At 62.3% G+C, this 17,566-nt stretch carries 16 protein-coding genes; 5 read left to right on the forward strand and 11 right to left on the reverse strand.

The window, feature by feature from the left end; all coding sequences use genetic code 11:
* The first annotated feature begins 154 nt into the window (after positions 1-154).
* A complete protein-coding gene (locus MKS11_RS07625) occupies positions 155-919 on the forward strand; it encodes an SDR family NAD(P)-dependent oxidoreductase (RefSeq protein WP_004885636.1) in 765 nt (254 codons plus the stop codon).
* Between the two features lie 53 nt (positions 920-972).
* On the opposite strand, the gene MKS11_RS07630 is transcribed toward MKS11_RS07625, so the two are convergent.
* From MKS11_RS07630 to MKS11_RS07645, 4 genes are read right to left on the reverse strand one after another with little or no spacing between them, the layout of a single operon-like run.
* A complete protein-coding gene (locus tag MKS11_RS07630; protein ID WP_004885633.1) occupies positions 973-1,734 on the reverse strand; it encodes an amino acid ABC transporter ATP-binding protein in 762 nt (253 codons plus the stop codon).
* Positions 1,727-2,392, reverse strand: coding sequence for an amino acid ABC transporter permease (locus tag MKS11_RS07635; protein WP_004885631.1), 666 nt, complete (start codon positions 2,390-2,392; stop codon positions 1,727-1,729). The genes MKS11_RS07630 and MKS11_RS07635 overlap by 8 nt, the downstream gene beginning before the upstream one ends.
* A 14-nt stretch (positions 2,393-2,406) precedes the next feature.
* Complete coding sequence (locus tag MKS11_RS07640; RefSeq protein ID WP_002893187.1) at positions 2,407-3,048, reverse strand: amino acid ABC transporter permease; 642 nt, start codon at positions 3,046-3,048, stop codon at positions 2,407-2,409.
* 47 nt (positions 3,049-3,095) lie between these two features.
* On the reverse strand, positions 3,096-3,947 hold the full coding sequence (locus tag MKS11_RS07645; RefSeq protein ID WP_284109467.1) for a transporter substrate-binding domain-containing protein: 852 nt from the start codon (positions 3,945-3,947) through the stop codon (positions 3,096-3,098).
* Between the two features lie 240 nt (positions 3,948-4,187).
* On the opposite strand from MKS11_RS07645, the gene MKS11_RS07650 reads away from it, so the two are divergent.
* Positions 4,188-5,651 (forward strand): PLP-dependent aminotransferase family protein, encoded by a 1,464-nt coding sequence (locus MKS11_RS07650; RefSeq protein WP_048323295.1) that lies wholly within the window; start codon positions 4,188-4,190, stop codon positions 5,649-5,651.
* Here the strand turns inward: MKS11_RS07650 and MKS11_RS07655 are convergent.
* Entirely contained in the window at positions 5,648-6,982 is a 1,335-nt protein-coding gene (locus MKS11_RS07655) for a PLP-dependent aminotransferase family protein (RefSeq protein ID WP_049116888.1), read from the reverse strand. The genes MKS11_RS07650 and MKS11_RS07655 overlap by 4 nt on opposite strands.
* 124 nt (positions 6,983-7,106) lie before the next feature.
* On the opposite strand from MKS11_RS07655, the gene MKS11_RS07660 reads away from it, so the two are divergent.
* Positions 7,107-8,015, forward strand: a complete 909-nt coding sequence (locus MKS11_RS07660; RefSeq protein WP_049116889.1) for a DMT family transporter — start codon at positions 7,107-7,109, stop codon at positions 8,013-8,015.
* A 106-nt stretch (positions 8,016-8,121) separates the two neighbouring features.
* Here the strand turns inward: MKS11_RS07660 and MKS11_RS07665 are convergent, their stop codons facing one another.
* From MKS11_RS07665 to MKS11_RS07690, 6 genes are all read right to left on the reverse strand, one after another.
* On the reverse strand, positions 8,122-9,390 hold the full coding sequence (locus tag MKS11_RS07665; protein WP_032455679.1) for a Zn-dependent hydrolase: 1,269 nt from the start codon (positions 9,388-9,390) through the stop codon (positions 8,122-8,124).
* Between the two features lie 94 nt (positions 9,391-9,484).
* Positions 9,485-10,495: an ABC transporter ATP-binding protein gene (locus tag MKS11_RS07670; protein WP_087771431.1), complete on the reverse strand. Its 1,011-nt coding sequence runs from the start codon at positions 10,493-10,495 to the stop codon at positions 9,485-9,487.
* Positions 10,485-11,522 carry an ABC transporter ATP-binding protein gene (locus MKS11_RS07675; RefSeq protein ID WP_087771432.1) on the reverse strand — a complete coding sequence of 346 codons (1,038 nt, stop codon included), beginning with the start codon at positions 11,520-11,522 and terminating at the stop codon, positions 10,485-10,487. Before MKS11_RS07675 ends, MKS11_RS07670 begins: the two co-directional genes overlap by 11 nt.
* 3 nt (positions 11,523-11,525) lie before the next feature.
* Positions 11,526-12,419 (reverse strand): ABC transporter permease, encoded by an 894-nt coding sequence (locus MKS11_RS07680; protein ID WP_032455678.1) that lies wholly within the window; start codon positions 12,417-12,419, stop codon positions 11,526-11,528.
* A 2-nt stretch (positions 12,420-12,421) separates the two neighbouring features.
* Positions 12,422-13,375, reverse strand: a complete 954-nt coding sequence (locus tag MKS11_RS07685) for an ABC transporter permease (RefSeq protein WP_004202505.1) — start codon at positions 13,373-13,375, stop codon at positions 12,422-12,424.
* Positions 13,376-13,393: 18 nt separating this feature from the next.
* The gene (locus MKS11_RS07690; RefSeq protein ID WP_087771433.1) at positions 13,394-15,061 is read right to left on the reverse strand and encodes an ABC transporter substrate-binding protein; all 1,668 of its coding nucleotides are present in this window, start codon (positions 15,059-15,061) and stop codon (positions 13,394-13,396) included.
* Between the two features lie 326 nt (positions 15,062-15,387).
* Here MKS11_RS07690 and MKS11_RS07695 point away from each other — a divergent pair, with 326 nt between their 5' ends.
* Positions 15,388-16,503, forward strand: a complete 1,116-nt coding sequence (locus MKS11_RS07695) for a YbdK family carboxylate-amine ligase (protein WP_004202501.1) — start codon at positions 15,388-15,390, stop codon at positions 16,501-16,503.
* A 47-nt stretch (positions 16,504-16,550) separates the two neighbouring features.
* On the forward strand, positions 16,551-17,270 hold the full coding sequence (locus MKS11_RS07700) for a phosphodiester glycosidase family protein (RefSeq protein ID WP_080935928.1): 720 nt from the start codon (positions 16,551-16,553) through the stop codon (positions 17,268-17,270).
* The last annotated feature ends 296 nt before the right edge of the window (positions 17,271-17,566 follow it).

The raw sequence follows: 17,566 nt of genomic DNA on the forward strand, positions 1-17,566 counted from the left end.
GTTGGCTTCATCATTGGCCGCGGCCGCGCAAATCGGATAGAGCCAGTGCGCGCAAAACGATGTGACACGGTGTCACATCCCCGCCCGTCGTCTGGCCCTGTGCCTTGCCGTCCGGCGTTTTTATAGTGAAGGGACAACCGCACAGGAGAATGAGATGGCAACGAGCAACGTAGTGTTTATCACCGGGGCGACCTCGGGTTTTGGCGAAGCGGCAGCGCAGGTGTTTGCCGACGCGGGCTGGTCGCTGGTGTTGAGCGGGCGCCGCTATCCGCGACTGAAGGCCTTACAGGACAGCCTCGCCGCTAAGGTGCCGGTGCATATTATTGAGCTTGACGTTCGTGACAGCGAGGCAGTGGCTGCCGCCGTGGCGTCGCTGCCCGCCGATTTCGCCGATGTCACCACCCTGATCAACAACGCCGGGCTGGCGCTGTCGCCGCTGCCGGCGCAGGAGGTGGCGCTGGAGGACTGGAAAACGATGATCGACACCAATGTCACCGGTCTGGTGACGGTCACCCACGCCCTGCTGCCGACGCTGATTCGCCATGGCGCCGGAGCGAGCATTATCAATATCGGCTCGATCGCCGGACAGTGGCCCTATCCCGGCAGCCATGTCTATGGCGCCAGCAAGGCCTTCGTGAAACAGTTCAGCTATAACCTGCGCTGCGATCTGCTTGGCACCGGCGTGCGAGTCACCGATCTGGCGCCGGGGATTGCCGAGACCGAATTTACCCTGGTGCGCACTAAGGGCGACCAGGCGGCATCGGATAAGCTCTATCGCGGCACCACGCCGCTGAGCGCGCGCGATATCGCCGAGCAGATGTTTTATATCGCCACGCTGCCGGCGCATATGAACATTAACCGGGTAGAGGTGATGCCGGTGCGTCAGGCGTGGCAGCCGTTCGCCATCGATCGGGATTAAGCGAAGCCCGACGCTTCCCCTGCCGGCGCTGCCGGCAGGGGGGACAGGCCGGTCTAGCGGCTGCTTTGCAGAAACTGCCTGACGCGTTCGGAGTCAGGTTGGGTGAAGAACTTCTCCGGCGGCGCCTTCTCAATCAGCAGCCCCTTCTCCAGAAACACCACCTCATTGGACACCTGGCGGGCAAAATCCATCTCGTGGGTCACCACCACCATGGTGTAGCCCTCGGCGGCAAGGGCTTTCATCACTCCTAACACCTCGTTCACCAGCTCCGGATCCAGCGCCGAGGTCGGTTCATCGAAGAGGATGACTTCTGGCGACATCGCCAGCGAACGGGCGATCGCCACCCGCTGCTTCTGCCCGCCGGAGAGGGTGATCGGGTAGACATCGGCTTTGTGCGCCATGCCGACTTTCTCCAGCTGCCGCATAGCCATGGCCTTAGCCTCGTCCCGCTTCATGCCCTTAACGCGCAGCAGCGCCTCACTGACGTTCTGCTGCACGGTCAGATGCGGCCACAGGTTAAAACTCTGAAACACCATCCCCACCCGCTCGCGGATTTTGGCCAGCTGGCGGTGCGACATCGCCCGGCCGCGCTGTTCATCAATCCCCAGCCGCTGACCGCCGATATGAATTTCACCGCGGTCCGGCTGTTCCAGCCAGTTCATACAGCGCAGCAGGGTGGATTTTCCCGACCCGGACGAGCCGAGAATACTCACCACGGTCCCCTTCTCCACCGTCAGGTTAATATCCCGCAGGACTTCCACATTATCGAACTGCTTGGAGACGTTTTTGACGCTTACGGCAATAGACTCAGGCATGGCTCATTCCTCGTTTGGCTCCCCAGGCGGTCAGGCGCTTAATCAGCAGCTCCAGCAGAATGCTGATCGCCCAGTAAAGCCCAATGGCGACGATAAAGGCGTTAAACGGAATAAAGTAGGTCGCCTGGACGCTGTTGGCGGCGGCGGTGATCTCCTGAACGGTAATAATGCTCAGGAAAGCGGTGTCCTTCAGGCAGATAATCAGCTGATTGCCGATCAGCGGTAAGGCGGAAGAGACGATATTGGGTAAAATAATCCGCCGAAAAATGGCATAGCGAGAAAAGCCCTGAGCAATCGCCGCTTCAATATACCCGCCGGAAAATACCCGCCGCTGGCTGCGCAATATTTCAAAGAAGTAGGCGCCATGATAAATAATCAGGGCCAATAAACCGGCGGTCCACGGCTCCATGCTAATACCGAGCTGCGGCAGTCCGTAATACAGCAGATAGGCGAGGATCAAAAAAGGGATCGCGCGCATCAGGCTGACAAAGCCAATGATAACCCGGTTAAGGACTTTCTTTTGATATTCACTCAAATAGCACAGCGCAATACCGATAATAAGGGCCGCCAGGGCGGCGGTAATAAACAGTTCGAGGGTCGCGAATAACCCGGCAATAAAGCTATCGCGTACCGACCAGATAACGCCCCACTGATTCATAATACCTCCCGTTGCTAGCGCGCCAGGCGCCTGGCTTTCCGTTCCGCGATCCCCTGCAGTTTCAATAAACAGCCGATGATCGCCACATACAGCAGGCCGGCGGCAAGGATCGGCGACAGCGGCTCGTAGGTGACCGAGGAGATACGGTTGGTCACCCGGGTAAGATCCACCACGCCAATCACGGCGATCGCCGGGCTACCTTTGATCAAAAACGACATCTCATTGACCAGCGCCGGCAGGCTTTCGATCCACATCTGCGGCAGCATGATGTAGCGGAAGTAGGTCCAGCGGCGCATTCCCACCGACTCCGCCGCCTCCCGCTGTTCGCGCGGAAAGGTGCGGAAGGCGTTGCGCCAGATCTCAGCGTTAAACGCCGACGTGTTAAGCGTCAGCGCCACGATGGCAGCCACGTTCTTGTCGAGGTTAATGCCCATCGTGGGCAGCGAAAGAAACAGAAACAGCACCAGCGTCACCAGCGGCGTCGCGCGGGCCAGGCTGATATAGACCACCAGCAGCTGGTCGATAACCGGCAGACGCAGCATCCGCACCAGGGCGATCAGCAGCCCCGCCACCACCCCGAAGGCGATAGCGATGGCCGAAATCCAGAGGGTCGTCCATGCGCCTTCGATTAATAACTGCCAGGAAATTGCATCCATGAGGCCCTCCTTCTCAGCAACAGGCGGCGGTCACCCGCCGCGAAATATTACAGACCGGCAAGCTTATGAAATTGTTCCGGGCTGGTGATCGCCTCGGTGGGCAGGTTGTCATAGGTTTCGCCGAACCATTTTTTCTGCAGCTCGGCGAGCTTGCCGGTCTCCTTCATGTGGTTCATAAACTTGGTCATATAGGCCAGCAGCTGCGGCGAGTTTTTCGGGATCGGCCACGCCATATAGCCCGGTCCGGAGACGGCCAGCCCTTTGGCGAAGACCTTCGGTTTGGCTTTCGCCAGGTCGTTTACCGAGATAACCACGTTAATCACGTAATCCAGCCGCTTATTCGCCAGGTCGGCGTAGGCTTCCGGATAGGAGGGGTACTCCACCACCGGTCCCAGCTTGCCGCCGGTCTTCTCCAGCATCGCCTTCAGCTCCGGCAAACGCGCCAGCAGCGCGCTGCCTGCCTGCACGCCCACTTTTTTGCCGCTGAGATCGGCAATGGTATTTAGCGAGGTATCGCCAGCGCGTTTGACGAAATAGTGCTGCGCGGAGGCCCATGGTGGGGTGAAATCAAAGACTTTCAGCCGCTCATCGGTAATAACCGCCCCGGTTAAGGCCATATCGTATTGTCCGGTGGAGACAGCCGCTAATAATCCGGTCCACGGTAATATACTCTGGTCGACATGAAATTTGGCGTATTTACGTAACTCCTCAAGCATATCTTTGTTAAAGCCATCGGCCTGGCCATTATTCATAAAGTTAAACGGCGCATAATCATCTTCCGTCGCCACTTTCAGGGTGCCGGATTTTTCTATTTTCGGCAGATCGGCCGCGACGGCGTGATAAGAAAAAGCAACCGTTAATACAGCGCTCAGACATATTGATGCCAATGATTTTTTCATTATTTCACCCCTGATGGATTGGCCAGACGGGTTCATTCCAGAACGCGAAAAGGTTTATGCAAAATAGAGGCCGGGAGGTTCCGGTCCACGGCGGCTGAATGCGTTTTTAATGTGGGAGCGTTTTGCAATTCCGTATAGAGCCAGATGGGCCGCATCGCTGTGTCAGATGGCGGAAGGGTGGTATGGAATTTGCTGAGCTTAGCGGGTGGTCGCGATGCGTTATTGCCAGAGGAGCCCCGTATGATCCGTCACCTGTTACACGTTGATTTTGAGCCTGGCCGCGGTTTGCAGGAACAGGTGCGAGAGACGCTGGTGAATGCCATTCTCAGCGGGATCTTCGCCGCCGACACCCCGCTCCCCTCCTGCCGCCAGCTGGCCAGCCAGCTGCGCGTCTCGCGCAACACCACCGCCCTGGTGTTCGAAAGCCTGGTCAACGAGGGCTACCTGATTAGCCGCCCGCGAAGTGGTTACTACCTGCACCCCGACTATCACGATGCTTCGCCGCCCGCGGTCGAGAGTGCACCGCAGCGCGAAGCGGCTGCACCACGCTGGGGCGACCGGCTGCAGATGACCCCCAGCCAGCAGGAGTCGATCCTCAAACCGGCGGGCTGGATGCACTACCGCTACCCGTTTATCTACGGCCAGCCCGATACCCGGCAGTTCCCGCTGGCCACCTGGCGCTCGGCGGCGAACTGGCTGCACGGCGGGGTGCGCGACCCGGCGTGGGTCATCGACCATATTGACCAGGATGTGCCGATGCTCATCGAGCAGATCCGCACCCGGGTGCTGCCCAAGCGCGGCATTGTCGCCGCCCCGGACGAAATTCTCATTACCCTGGGCTCGCAAAACGCCCTCTACCTGCTGACCCGGCTGCTGCTCTCCTCCACCACCCGCATTGGCGTCGAAAACCCCTGCTTTCGCGAAGCCATCAACACCTTTCTGCTCGCCGACGCCGAGGTGGTGCCGCACCCGGTGGATGAAGAGGGGATCGTGCTTAACGAACGTCCCTGCGATTACTACTATGTCACCCCCGGCCACCAGGTGCCCACCGGGGTGGCAATGAGCAGCGCGCGCCGCCGCCAGCTGCTGGATCATGCCGCCCGCCATGACGCGGTGATCATTGAAGATGATTATGACTCGGAAAGTAACTTTACCCTCAACCCGCTGCCGGCGCTGAAGGCCAGCGACCGCAGCGGCCGGGTGGTGTATGTCAGCAGCCTGTCAAAGGCGCTGTCGCCGGGGCTGCGGCTGGGATTTATGGTCGCCGACCCGGACCTGATCGACGAGGCGCGCGCCCTGCGCCGGTTGGTCTATCGCCATCCGCCGACCAACATTCAGTACCAGATGGCCCATTTCCTCGCCCAGGGCCATTATGAAACCCATCTGCGGCGCTACCACTACGACTCCGCCCAGCGCTGGGAGCGCCTGCACGCCGCCCTGCAGCGCTATCTGCCGTCGTGCCGCGCGCTGGCGGGGAGCGAACACGCTAACGCCTTCTGGCTGCAGACCCCGGCGCAGATCAACACCCAGCAGCTCACCTGGCGCGCCGCCCACGCCGGCGTGCTGATTGAGCCCGGGGCGCGCCATTTTCTCAGCGCCGCGCCGCCGGATAACTACTTTCGCATGGGTTTCCACGCCATTAACCCCGACGCCATCGCCCAGGGGGTGGAGGTCCTGCGCGGCCAGCTGGAGCAGATGGGTTAGCGAAATTGTTCGTACTCAACGGCATCGCGCACGCTGAGCAGCGCCGGGCGCAGACTGTCGAAAGGCACCGATCCGAGCGCAACGCGCAGCGCTTGTGGAATCGTGGCGGAGACGCAGAACGGCTCGGCGGTCGACACCGAAATACGCCGTTCCATCAGCGCGTTCGCCAGCCGATCGGCCCGGCTCTCTTCCCCCAGAGGCAGCCAGACGAAGTACGAATCGGGATGACTGACAACGGGAAGCCCGCAAAGCACCTCGCGGGCCACCTGCTGCCGCTGTCGCGCATCCTGGCGTTTCTGTGTTTCAAAGCGGGCCACCGTGCCATCTTCAATCCAGGCGCAAATCAGCGAACTTATCAGCGTCGGCGTATTCCACGTCGTGGCCCGGATGGCGCGCTCAATCTCCGGCCGATAGCGCGGCGGAGAAATCACCACCCCCACGCGCAGCCCGGTGGCGATATTTTTCGAAAATCCGGTGACATACACCGTTCTTTCCGGCGCATAGCTGACCACCGGCGGCGGCGGGCGGCTCACCAGCCGGGCGTAAGCCGCATCTTCAATAATCAGCAGATCGTGCTGGCGCGCGAGGTCGGCCAGCGCCTGCCGCTGCCCGGCGTTGAGCACCCAGCCCAGCGGATTGTGCAGCGTCGGCATGGTATACACCGCCCGCACTCGCCGCTGCTGGCACAGCGCATGAAGCGCCTGCAGGTCCGGCCCCTCGGCCCCACAGGGGATGGCCGCCAGCTCCAGATGATAGAGCGCCGCCAGAACCTTGAAGCCCGAATAGGTCAGAGCATCAACCGCCACCACATCGCCCGGACGTAACAGCCCCATAACGGTCACCGCCAGCCCGTGCTGTGCGCCGTTAACGATCAGGACATTTTCCGCGGCCGGCGCAAAGTGTCGGCAGGTCAAATGGCGGGCGATAATGTCCCGCTCGGCGAGCCGCCCGGCGTGAGGCTGATAGCGCAGATGCGAATCAATATCGCCCGCCATCGCCAGCTGCCTGAGCGCCTCGCGCAGCGCATCGCCCTGCGCCGGCAGCGAAGGGTAGTTGAAGTTAAGATCCACGACGTCAGCGGCCACCACCTGCTGATCGACCCCATGCCCCGGCGGCAGCGCGAGGTCGCGCACGAAGGTGCCGCGGCCGGTTTCGCCGCTAACCAGCCCCATCTCTTCCAGTTCACGGTAGACGCGGGTGGCGGTGGCCAGCGAGAGGCGTTCATCGGCGGCAAGGGTACGGTGAGTTGGCAGACGGCTGCCGGCAGGCAGCTGCCCGCTGCGGATCGCCTGCGCGTATCGGTCGACAACGGCTTTGTATCGAGCTTTCATCGTGAAATGTATCTATGACAATAATTTGATTGTATCAGATTGGCCACATTACCATCGCCACTGACGATGCTCAAGCGGGCGCAGCCCAATCAGATAACGCGAGGTTAACGTGGTAGATTCAATATTGGATAAATCGGCGCCCGGTCCCTGGTCCGGATGGTTTCATGGTTTACTGGGGGTGATTATTTTTAGCGGTTCCCTGCCCGCGACGCGGCTGGCGGTGCAGGATATGGATCCGTTGTTATTGACCTTTCTGCGCGCCTCCATCGCCGGGCTGCTTGCCGTCGCCCTGCTGGTCGGCTTTCGCCAGAAACGCCCGCGCCTGGTGCAGCTTGTCCCCCTGATCATCATCTCATCAGGGGTGGTGATCGGCTTTCCCCTGCTCACGGCGCTGGCCCTGCAGCGCATCACCTCGGCGCATTCGATTGTGTTTATTGGTCTGCTGCCGCTGATGACCGCTATTTTTGGCGTGCTGCGCGGCGGCGAGCGTCCGCAGCGCGCTTTCTGGATCTTTTCGCTGCTGGGCAGTCTGCTGGTGATGGGATTCGCCCTGACGCAAAGCGCGGCGACGTCGCTCAGCGGCGATCTGCTGATGCTGGCGGCGGTTATCGCCTGCGGCCTCGGCTATGCGGAAGGGGCGAAGCTGACGCGGGAGCTCGGCGGCTGGCAGGTGATCTGCTGGGCGCTGGTGATTGCCCTGCCGTTGATGCTCCCCGCCTCGCTGATGGTTCAGCCTGCGTCCTGGCATGCCATATCGGCCTCCTCCTGGACCGCGCTCGGCTATGTGTCGCTCTTCAGTATGCTGATCGGTTTTATCTTCTGGTACAAAGGGCTGGCCGCGGGCGGGATCGCCGCCGTCGGCCAGCTCCAGCTATTGCAGCCGTTCTTCGGGCTTGGCCTGTCGGCGGCGCTGTTGCACGAAACCGTCAGCCCCTTGATGCTGGCGGTTACCCTCGGCGTGGTGCTGTGCGTGATGGGCTCGCGCAAATGTGGCCGCCGGCGGGTTAGCGCAGAGAGCAGGAGCAGTGATTGACCGCCCCTACATCCGCCGTCCCGGGTTTCGGCGGCGTAACCGCTGACCCGGGCTACCACATGACAAACGGCTGGAAACAGGTCGCCCCGCCGGGGAGGGCGACCGCCTACAGCGGCCGCGCGTACTGGAGCATCACCTGCAGCAGCACGTTGGCGCCGGCGGCGACGTGCTCCGGCGAGGCATACTCCATTTCGTTATGGCTGATCCCATCCTTGCAGGGGATAAAAATCATCCCGGTCGGCGCCAGGTAGCTCATATACACTGCGTCATGCCCGGCGCCGGAGACGATCGGCCGCGCCGGGTAGCCCAGCCGCTGCGCGGCATCGGCAATGGCCTGCTGGCATTCGCCATCGAAGGGCGCCGCCGGATAGTGGCTCACCTGCTTCAGGGCCACCTGCAGACCGCTTTCCCGCTCAACCTCCGCGATAAACGCCCGCAGCTGGCGATCCATTTCATCCACCAGCGCATCGCTGAGATTGCGCATATCAATGGAGAAGGTGACCTCTCCGGGCACCACGTTGCGGCTGTTGGGCCACACCTGCACGCTGCCGACGGTGCCGCGTCCCTCTTCGCTGCGTCCGGCAATGGCTACCACCTCCTGCATAATGCGGGTCGCCACCTGCAGGGCATCCTGACGCAGGCGCATCGGCGTGGGCCCGGCATGCGACGCCTGACCGGTCACCACGCAGTCGTACCAGCGGATCCCCAGCACGCCCTGCACGATACCGATGGTTTTCGCTTCATCTTCGAGAATCGGCCCCTGCTCAATGTGCGCCTCAAAATAGGCGCCTACGGGATGCTCTCCCGGGGTCTGCTCGCCGATATAGCCGATCTGCGCCAGCGCCTCGCCGACGCTGACGCCCTCTTTATCCGTGACGGCCCAGGTCTCCTCCAGCGGGAAGACCCCGGCAAAGACCCCGGAGCCCATCATCACCGGCACAAAGCGCGACCCCTCTTCGTTGGTCCAGAACACCACCTCAATCGGCGCCTCGGTGGCAATCTGCAGATCGTTGAGCGTGCGCACCACCTCCAGCGCCGCCAGCACGCCGTAGTTGCCGTCAAATTTGCCGCCGGTGGGCTGGGTGTCGATATGGCTGCCGGAGACGATGGGCGGCAGGCTGGGGTTGCGCCCTTCCCGACGCATAAACACATTGCCGATTTTATCGATGGTGACGCTCATCCCGGCCTCCCGCGCCCAGCCAATCACCCGGTCCCGCCCCTGACGGTCGAGGTCGGTGAGGGTCAGACGGCGGCAGCCGCCCTTCGGCGTGGCGCCGATCTGCGCGAGATCCATTAACGACGCCCACAGGCGGTCGCCATTGATGCGCCAGCCGGTGGTGTCGGTGGCGGGGGTAAAAAGTACATCACAGCTCATGGTGGTCTCCTGACATCAAGGTCGCCGCCAGCGCAACCGGCGGTGGGAAAAAAGGCATCAGCGCCTGGTCTTCATCGTGGTGTGTTGCCGCCGGTCAGACGGCCAGGGCCTGCGCGTTGGCGTCAATCGCCAGCTCGCGCCAGCGGTGGCAACTCACCGCATGGCGCTCCGCGACGGATTCCGTCGGCGGCAGGCTCTGCTCGCAGACCGGGCGACGGTGCGGGCAGCGCTCGGCAAAGGCGCAGCCGGGCGGCAAGCGCGCCAGATCCGGCGGCGCGCCGGGAATGCAGTGCAGGGCATCGCCTTTCTTAAGCCCCTCTTTCGGCCGGCTGCCCAGCAGCACCCGGGTATAAGGATGGCGTGGGTGGCGCAGGATCTCACTCATAGAAGCCTCCTCGACGATCCGCCCGGCGTACATCACCGCCACCCGGTCGGCGATCTCCACCGCGGCGCCGATGTCGTGGGTCACAAACACGATCGACAGCCCGCGCTGCTTTTGCTGCTCGCGCAGCAGGATCAGGATCTGGATTTGCACCGTGGCGTCGAGGGCGGTGGTCGGCTCATCCGCCAGCAGCAGCTGCGGGTTACAGGAGAGCGCGAGGGCGATCATCGCCCGCTGGCGCATCCCGCCGGACATCTCGTGCGGGTAAGCGTCCAGCCGCCGCTCGGGGCTGGGAATGCGCACCTGGCGCAGGGCCTCCAGTGCCCTGTCCCGGGCCGCCTGGCGCGACAGCCCTTCGTGGCGACGCAGCCCTTCAATAATCTGCTGCCCAACGGTGTAGACCGGGTCGAAGGCCAGTAGCGGCTCCTGAAAAATCATCGCGCAGCGCCCGCCGCGGTAGCGCCGCAGCTGGCTGGCGCTCATCGTCAGCACCGCGTCGTCACCCACCCGCAGGGTGCCGGAGAGCTCACTGCTCCCCGGCGGGTGCAGGAGCATCAGCGCCCGCAGGGTCACGCTCTTGCCGGAACCCGACTCGCCAATCAGCGCCATCACCTCCCCCTTTTGTACGTCAAAGGAGACCCCGTTGACCGCGTTGATGGTCTGCCCGTCGCGGCGAAAGACGACCCGCAGGTCGCGCACATGGACAAAGGCGTTATCCGACATGGCTGACCTCCTTAAGGGGGATGCTCTGATGCCAGAGCGAGGCCGGCTGCACCATCAGGCAGGCGCTCTGGTGCCCCTCCCCGACCGCCTCCAGCCGCGGTTTCACTTCGGCGCAGACCGCCTTCGCATGCGGGCAGCGGGTGTGAAAGCGACAGCCGCTCGGCGGCGCGATGGGGCTGGGGGGATCGCCGCTCAGCGGCGAGGTCAGGGTGCGGTGTTCCGGGTCCATGGAGGGCATGGAGCTTAACAGCGCCCGGGTATAGGGGTGGGCGGAGGCGGTAAACAGCTGCTCCGCCGGGCCGATCTCTACCACTTCGCCAAGGTACATAACGAGGATCCGATCCGACAGCCAGCGAACCACGTGCAGATCGTGGCTGATAAACACATAGGTCAGCTCGAGGGTGCGTTTTAGCTCCTGCAGCAGCTGCAGCACCTGAGCTTCCACCGATTTATCCAGCGCCGACACCGCCTCATCAAGAATGACCAGCCGCGGCTTCATCGCCAGCGCGCGGGCGATATTCACCCGCTGCCGCTGGCCGCCGGAGAGCGCATGCGGGTAGCGGTCGGCAAAGCGCGCCGGTTCAAGGCCGACGTGCGCCAGCAGATAGCGGGCGTATTCGCTGGCCTCTCTGGCGCTGACGCCGTGGACGCGCTGGCCGAAGGCGATACTCTCCTCCATGGTCATGCGCGGATTGAGCGAGGCATAGCTATCCTGGAAAACCATCTGCACCTGGCGACGGTAGGCTTTCATGGGCAGACGCGACGAGCCAACCTCCAGCCCGTCGAAGATCAGTTCGCCGCTGTCCTGGGTGAGCAGCTGCATCAGCAGCCGGGCGGTGGTCGATTTGCCGCAGCCCGACTCGCCGACCACCCCCAGGGTTTCGCCTTTCATCACCGTGAAGCTGATATCGTCCACCGCCTGGACCACCTCCCGGCCTTTGCCGCCGCGGAAGTACTTCAGCAGATGATTGACCTTCAGCAGCGGCTGCGCCGGCCCGCCGAGATCGATATTGATAAAGGGTTGCATCGCTTACTCCTTAATCGCCATTGCCGCACGCAGGCGGTCCGCGAGGATATTGAACGAAATGGAGGTGATAAAAATCATCAGGCCCGGCAGGGCGGCCACCCACGGCTGGGTATAGATTGCCGTGCGCAGGGTATTGAGCATCAGCCCCCACTCGGGCTCCGGCGGCCGCACGCCGAGGCCGAGAAACGACAGGCCGGAGGCAAGGATCATGCACACCGAAATCAGCCCGGTGGAGAAGACGAAGATCGGCCCGAGCACGTTACCCAGCACCTGGACGCGGATAATGGTCAACGCGCTGGCGCCGGTGGCCCGGGCGGCGTCGATATAGTCCATATGCCGTACCTGAGCGGTCACGCTCTCGGCAATCCGCGCCACCTGCGGGACAAACACCAGGGTCAGCGACAGCAGCGCATTGCCGATGCCCGCCCCCAGCGCCCCCGACAGCGCAATCGCCAGCAGGACCGAGGGAAAGGCATAGAACACATCCACGGTGCGCATAATCACGGTATTGATTTTGCCGCCCATGTAGCCGGCGATGATCCCGATGGCGCCGCCGATAAAAAAGGCGAACACCACCGGGACAATCCCCATAAACAGCGACAGCCGGGTGCCGAGGATCAGTCGCGACAGCATGTCGCGCCCCAGCTCATCAGAGCCCAGCGGGAAGCCGTCGCTGCCGATGGGCTTCAGGCGCAGGAACATTGACGTTTGATAGGGGTCTTTGACGATAAGCCATGGCCCTAACAGCGCCAGGGCCAGCAGCAGGAGGATCACTACCCCCACCACCACGCCGCCGGGATCGCGCAGTAAGCGGCGCAGCACGCCGCGCCAGTAACCTTGCCGGGAAGCGTTGGCCGGCGCGGCCGGGACCGCTTTCGTCGTTGCCGTATCCACCATGGTCAGCTCCTCTTAATGCGCGGGTCGAGGGTGGTCTGCAGAATATCCACCAACAGGTTGAGCAACACGAAAAACAGCGCCAGCACCCAGATGGTGCCCTGCAGCAGGGGCAGGTCGCGCTGAAAAATGGCGGTGTTGAGCAGCAGCCCGGTCCCCGGCCAGGAGAAGACGGTCTCCACGAGGATCGAGCCGCCCATCAGATAGCCCACCTGCAGCCCCATCACCGCCAGCGCGGTTGGCGCGGCATTTTTCATGACGTGGACGAAGATGCGCGATTCGTTAAGGCCGCGGGCGCGCAGGCCAACGATAAACTCCTGGCTGAGGATATCGGCTACCTGCGAGCGCACGGTGCGGGCGATAATCCCGGTCGGGATCACCGACAGCGTGATGGCCGGCAGCAGCATGAACTGCAGGTGCGCCCAGTCCCATTGCCAGCCCACCTCGCCTATCGGCCCGCCGCCGGTGGCCGGCAGCAGCGCGAACTTGACGCTGCAGAGGATCACCAACAGCATCCCCAGCCAGTAATGCGGCACGCTGACGCCAAACACCGACAACACCGAGGCCAGACGGTCAATGACGCTGTTGCGAAAATAGCCGGCGACAAAGCCAAACAGGCTGCCGAGGACGAAGCCGATCGCCGTCGCCAGCAGCGCCAGGCGCAGGGAGTAAGCCACTGCGGTCATCACCTCGTCTATCACCGGGCGGCCGGTGGCGACCGACATACCGAGGTCGCCGTGCAGCGCCCGCCACAGCCAGTGGATAAACTGCAGAGGCAGCGGCTTATCAAAGCCGTAGGCCTGCATCAACGTCTGGCGCAGCGCCTCCGAGGCGTCCGGCGGCATCACCGACACCAGCGGGTCGCCCGGCGCGATCTGCACCAGCATGAAACAGATCACCGCCACCCCAAGCATGGTGGGGATAGCCAGCAGAATGCGGTATAGCAGCGTATTGATCATCGGTTGCCCCTTTCGCGATTACTCTTTTTTGCTCACCAGGCTGAGGTCGATAAACCAGCTCTGCGGTTGCACCACTCCGGTCACCGCGGGCGAAATCGCGCGCGGCCCGACGTCGTGGGCGACAAACAGGAACGGCACCTGATCCACCAGCGCGGCGTGCAGATCGCCGGCGGCTTTATTCATCGCTTCCGGGGTAAAGGCGTGCTTGACGGCGGCGGCGAGTTTTTCCGTCTCTGGGGTGGCGAAGTAGCCCCAGTTGGTCGCCACCGGCGGAAACGCTTTGGCGGTCGAGAAGCGGATCAGGCCAAAATAGGGATCATTGACCGCGGCGCTGACGTTGATCGCGTCGATCCCTTTTGCCGAGGGATCCCGGGCGCCCAGGCGCCAGTTGGTGAACAGGGTGTTCCATTCCACCACTTTAATATCCACATTGAAGAAGCAGCTCTTCAGGCTCTGCTGGATATACTCGTTCATCGGCAAAGGCTGCATCTGCCCGGAGCCGGAGGCCGAGGTGGCCACCGTGACGTGCAGCGGCTTGCCGGCGCTGTATCCAGCCTCGGTCATCAGCTGACGGGCGGCGTCCGGGTCATATTTGATCTGGAAGGTGGGTTTGCCATGCCACGGGCTGTCGGCCTCGTAGACCCCGGTGGCCTCGGTCATGTAGCCGCCGAGGTAGCTCTTCAGCTCGGCGCGGTTCAGACACAGGTTGGCCGCTTTGCGCACCCGAATGTCCTGCCACGGCGATCCTTTTTCAAAGGAGAACTGCCAGGGCCACAGGTGCGGCTGGGTGTTGGCGTAAAGGTGAAAACCCTGAGACTTGATCTGATCGATGGCGTCCGGCGCCGGGGCTTCAATCCAGTCCACCTGCTTCGACAGCAGCGCCGCGGTGCGGGCGTTGGCCTCCGGCAAAGGGATCAGCACCACCGTATCCACCCGGGGAATGCGATCTTTGTTCCAGTAGTCGGGGTTTTTCGCGAGGATCAGCTGCTGACGCGGCACCAGCTTCTCCAGTTTGAACGGGCCGCTGCCCACCGCATGGGCGGCGAAGGCGGTCCACGCCTGTTTGCTGCGCGTGGCGCTATCCCCCGCGCTGGCCGGCACCGCGTCATACTGCTTCTGCCACGCCGTGGGCGAGACAATAAACAGGTTGGTGATGTTGTACGGCAGCAGCGCGTCCGGTTCCGAGGTGGTCAGCGCCACGGTGTGGTCGTCAATTTTCTCCGCGCCGGTGAGGGTCGGCATCCGCGACAGGGTGTTGCCGATCTGCCCCGGGGCGTACTGCGGCGCTGCTTTATTGAGCACCTTATCCACGTTCCAGATGATGGCGTCGGCGTTCACCTCCGTCCCATCATGAAACTTCATCCCCGGACGCAGGGTGAAAATCCAGCGGCTGGTGTTCTGCGGATCGATGTGCCACTCGGTCGCCAGCCCTGGCACCAGATCGCTGGGCTTTTCACCTTGCGACAGATCCCACTCCACCAGCGCGTCATACAGCGGGATGCCGGTAAAGCGGTTGCCCTCATAGCCCTGATCCGGCTGGCCGAGGGTTAACGGAATATCCGCGGCGGTCATGGCGATCCGCAGCGTGGAGGCGTTGGCAGGTAAGGCGGCGCCCGCCAGGGCCAGTGCGCCGCTCACCGCCACGGCGAGACGACCGGCACGCGAAAATAACGTTGTTTTGTGCATCACATGATCCCTGTTAAATAAAGTGTCACGAATTAACAGGCAAAATGCGTACCAGCTCTTGCGCGGGCGGAAATAGGCCGAAACCGACCGGTAAAATAAGAAGGACTTATATTATCACCATGATAATTATGGGAAAATAATTGCACCTTATTCCGTCGCACCGCCAGCGGGAAATATGTTGCAGAATTGCACCAGTCGCTATATGGCAAATTTCAAATAATCACTCTGCGTCACTTTTTTATTCATCCCCGTCCTCCGCCGCGGCGTATTCTCCGTCGGGATCAATCCCTTCTATACTTCAGGGAACACATCGACCGGGAGAGACTATGCCTTTAGCCGATTTTCACCGCTCCGATCCTTTTACCCTCGGTATCGAACTGGAGCTGCAGGTGGTGAACCCGCCGGGTTACGACCTCAGCCAGGATGCCTCGACGCTGATTGCCGACGTCCAGCATGAGCTGACCGTGGGAGAAGCCAAGCACGATATCACCGAGAGCATGCTGGAGATCGCCACCGGGGTGTGCCGCGACATCAGCCATGCGCAAATCCAGCTCAGCGCCATCCAGCAGGCGGTCCAGCGCGCGGCGCTGCATCATCATCTGCAGATCTGCGGCGGGGGTTCCCACCCCTTTCATGCCTGGCAGCGTCAGCAGATCAGCGACAATCCGCGCTATGTCAAAACCGTCGAGCATTTTGGCTATCTGGCGCAACAGGCGACGGTCTTTGGCCAGCATGTGCACGTCGGCTGCCAGAGCGGCGACGACGCCATCTATCTGCTGCACGGCTTGTCGCGCTTTGTGCCGCACTTCATCGCCCTCAACGCCGCCTCGCCGTGGTTCGACAGCACCGACAGCCGCTTCGCCTGTTCGCGCCTCAACCGCTTCTCCTCTTATCCCGACAACGGTCCGATGCCGTGGGTGGCCGACTGGCAGGGGTTTCGTCGCCTGTTCCGCCAGCTGAGCTACACCAGCATGATCGACAGCATGAAGGATCTGCACTGGGATATTCGCCCCAGCCCGCAGTTTGGTACCGTCGAGGTGCGGGTGATGGACACCCCCCTGACCCTCGCCCAGGCGATCCATATCGCTGGCTTTATTCAGACCCTGGCCTGCTGGCTGTTGACGGAGCGTCCTTTTAAGCACCAGCCTGACGATTATCTGCTGTATCCTTTTAACCGCTATCAGGCCTGCCGCTACGGGCTGGACGGAACCCTTACCGACGTGCGCAGCGGGGAGCAGCGCAGCATCCGTCAGGAGATCCTGCAGCTCGCCGACCGGCTGGCACCTTTCGCCCATCAGCTGAAGGCGACGGCGGCGCTGGAGGCGGTGGTTCGCCAGGCGAAATCGCCGCACAGCGAGGCGCAGCAGATGCGCGAGTTTATCGCCAACGGCGGTTCGCTTTCCGGGCTGGTGCAAAAACACTGTGAGATTTGGGCGGCATAAGACAGCGAGGCGGGTATACTCGGCGCAGACCATAGAAAGGATTGCCCATGTTATTACGCTGCCTGCTCCCCCTGGCGCTGCTGCCCCTGGCCGCCGTCGCCAGCGCCGCCTGTACCCTCACCGACCCGACGCTAACCCTGCAGAGCTATCGGGTGGATGCGCAGAAAGAGCGCATTGCAATGTACTGGCAGGATCGGCACGGTAAAGCCTGGGGTTCCCTGCGTTCGCTGCTGGCGGGTATCGATGGCGATGGCCGGGTGCAGATGGCGATGAACGGCGGCATTTACGATAAGGCCTACGCGCCGCTGGGGCTGTATATCGAAGACGGCAAACGCCTGACGCCGGTAAACCGCTCCGCCGGCGGCGGGAACTTCTTTATCCGCCCCGGCGGCGTATTCCTGGTGGAGAACGGCCGGGCGAAAATCGTGCCGCTGCCGGCGTACAAACGCTCTCCCGCCATCCGCTATGCGGTGCAGTCCGGCCCGATGCTGATTGAGAATGGCGTCATCAACTGGCGGCTGAAGCCCTCCGCCAGCTCGCGCAAACTGCGCAACGGGGTTGGCATCGATAAGCAGGGCCGGGTGGTGTTTATGCTCAGCGATCGCGAGACCAACTTCTATGATTTTGCCTGCTATGCGCAGTCAAAGCTTGGGGTGCGGCAGATGCTTTATCTCGACGGCACCCTGTCGAAGATGTACCGCAAAGGCGGCAGCGTGCCGTGGCAATATCATCCGTTCGTGACCATCATAACGGTGGAGAGGAAATAGCGGGCGCGTTTGGGGGCGGCCATTCCAGCCAGGAGAGTGAATAAATTAACGACAGGCCGGGCAAGGTATTGCCGCCGTGCCCGATGTCCTTGCCCGGTGGCGCTGCGCTTACCGGGCCTACAGAGTCTGTTCGCTATGATATGGCCCCTGAAATCTACGGGCGTGCAGCAGGGCCGATTCCCGCTGAAATCGGCGAACCGGAGGTCGGCAGATAAGGCGGGGCTCACGCCCAAACGCAACGTGAACGCAAAACCCCCCCTCACCCTACCCCTCTCCCAAAGGGAGAGGTGACCGCC

It is taken from the genome of Klebsiella sp. K5-45 (genome assembly GCF_030128605.1).
Lineage (GTDB): Bacteria > Pseudomonadota > Gammaproteobacteria > Enterobacterales > Enterobacteriaceae > Klebsiella > Klebsiella quasipneumoniae.

What these genes read in the sequence shown, in the direction of transcription:
- MKS11_RS07700 (WP_080935928.1), top strand. Translation starts at nt 16,551, where the DNA reads ATGTTATTACGCTGCCTGCTCCCCCTGGCGCTGCTGCCCCTGGCCGCC.
- MKS11_RS07675 (WP_087771432.1), bottom strand. Translation starts at nt 11,522, where the DNA reads ATGCAACCCTTTATCAATATCGATCTCGGCGGGCCGGCGCAGCCGCTG.
- MKS11_RS07625 (WP_004885636.1), top strand. Translation starts at nt 155, where the DNA reads ATGGCAACGAGCAACGTAGTGTTTATCACCGGGGCGACCTCGGGTTTT.
- MKS11_RS07695 (WP_004202501.1), top strand. Translation starts at nt 15,388, where the DNA reads ATGCCTTTAGCCGATTTTCACCGCTCCGATCCTTTTACCCTCGGTATC.
- MKS11_RS07680 (WP_032455678.1), bottom strand. Translation starts at nt 12,419, where the DNA reads ATGGTGGATACGGCAACGACGAAAGCGGTCCCGGCCGCGCCGGCCAAC.
- MKS11_RS07635 (WP_004885631.1), bottom strand. Translation starts at nt 2,392, where the DNA reads ATGAATCAGTGGGGCGTTATCTGGTCGGTACGCGATAGCTTTATTGCC.
- MKS11_RS07640 (WP_002893187.1), bottom strand. Translation starts at nt 3,048, where the DNA reads ATGGATGCAATTTCCTGGCAGTTATTAATCGAAGGCGCATGGACGACC.
- MKS11_RS07655 (WP_049116888.1), bottom strand. Translation starts at nt 6,982, where the DNA reads ATGAAAGCTCGATACAAAGCCGTTGTCGACCGATACGCGCAGGCGATC.
- MKS11_RS07650 (WP_048323295.1), top strand. Translation starts at nt 4,188, where the DNA reads ATGATCCGTCACCTGTTACACGTTGATTTTGAGCCTGGCCGCGGTTTG.
- MKS11_RS07670 (WP_087771431.1), bottom strand. Translation starts at nt 10,495, where the DNA reads ATGTCGGATAACGCCTTTGTCCATGTGCGCGACCTGCGGGTCGTCTTT.
- MKS11_RS07645 (WP_284109467.1), bottom strand. Translation starts at nt 3,947, where the DNA reads ATGAAAAAATCATTGGCATCAATATGTCTGAGCGCTGTATTAACGGTT.
- MKS11_RS07690 (WP_087771433.1), bottom strand. Translation starts at nt 15,061, where the DNA reads ATGCACAAAACAACGTTATTTTCGCGTGCCGGTCGTCTCGCCGTGGCG.
- MKS11_RS07665 (WP_032455679.1), bottom strand. Translation starts at nt 9,390, where the DNA reads ATGAGCTGTGATGTACTTTTTACCCCCGCCACCGACACCACCGGCTGG.
- MKS11_RS07685 (WP_004202505.1), bottom strand. Translation starts at nt 13,375, where the DNA reads ATGATCAATACGCTGCTATACCGCATTCTGCTGGCTATCCCCACCATG.
- MKS11_RS07630 (WP_004885633.1), bottom strand. Translation starts at nt 1,734, where the DNA reads ATGCCTGAGTCTATTGCCGTAAGCGTCAAAAACGTCTCCAAGCAGTTC.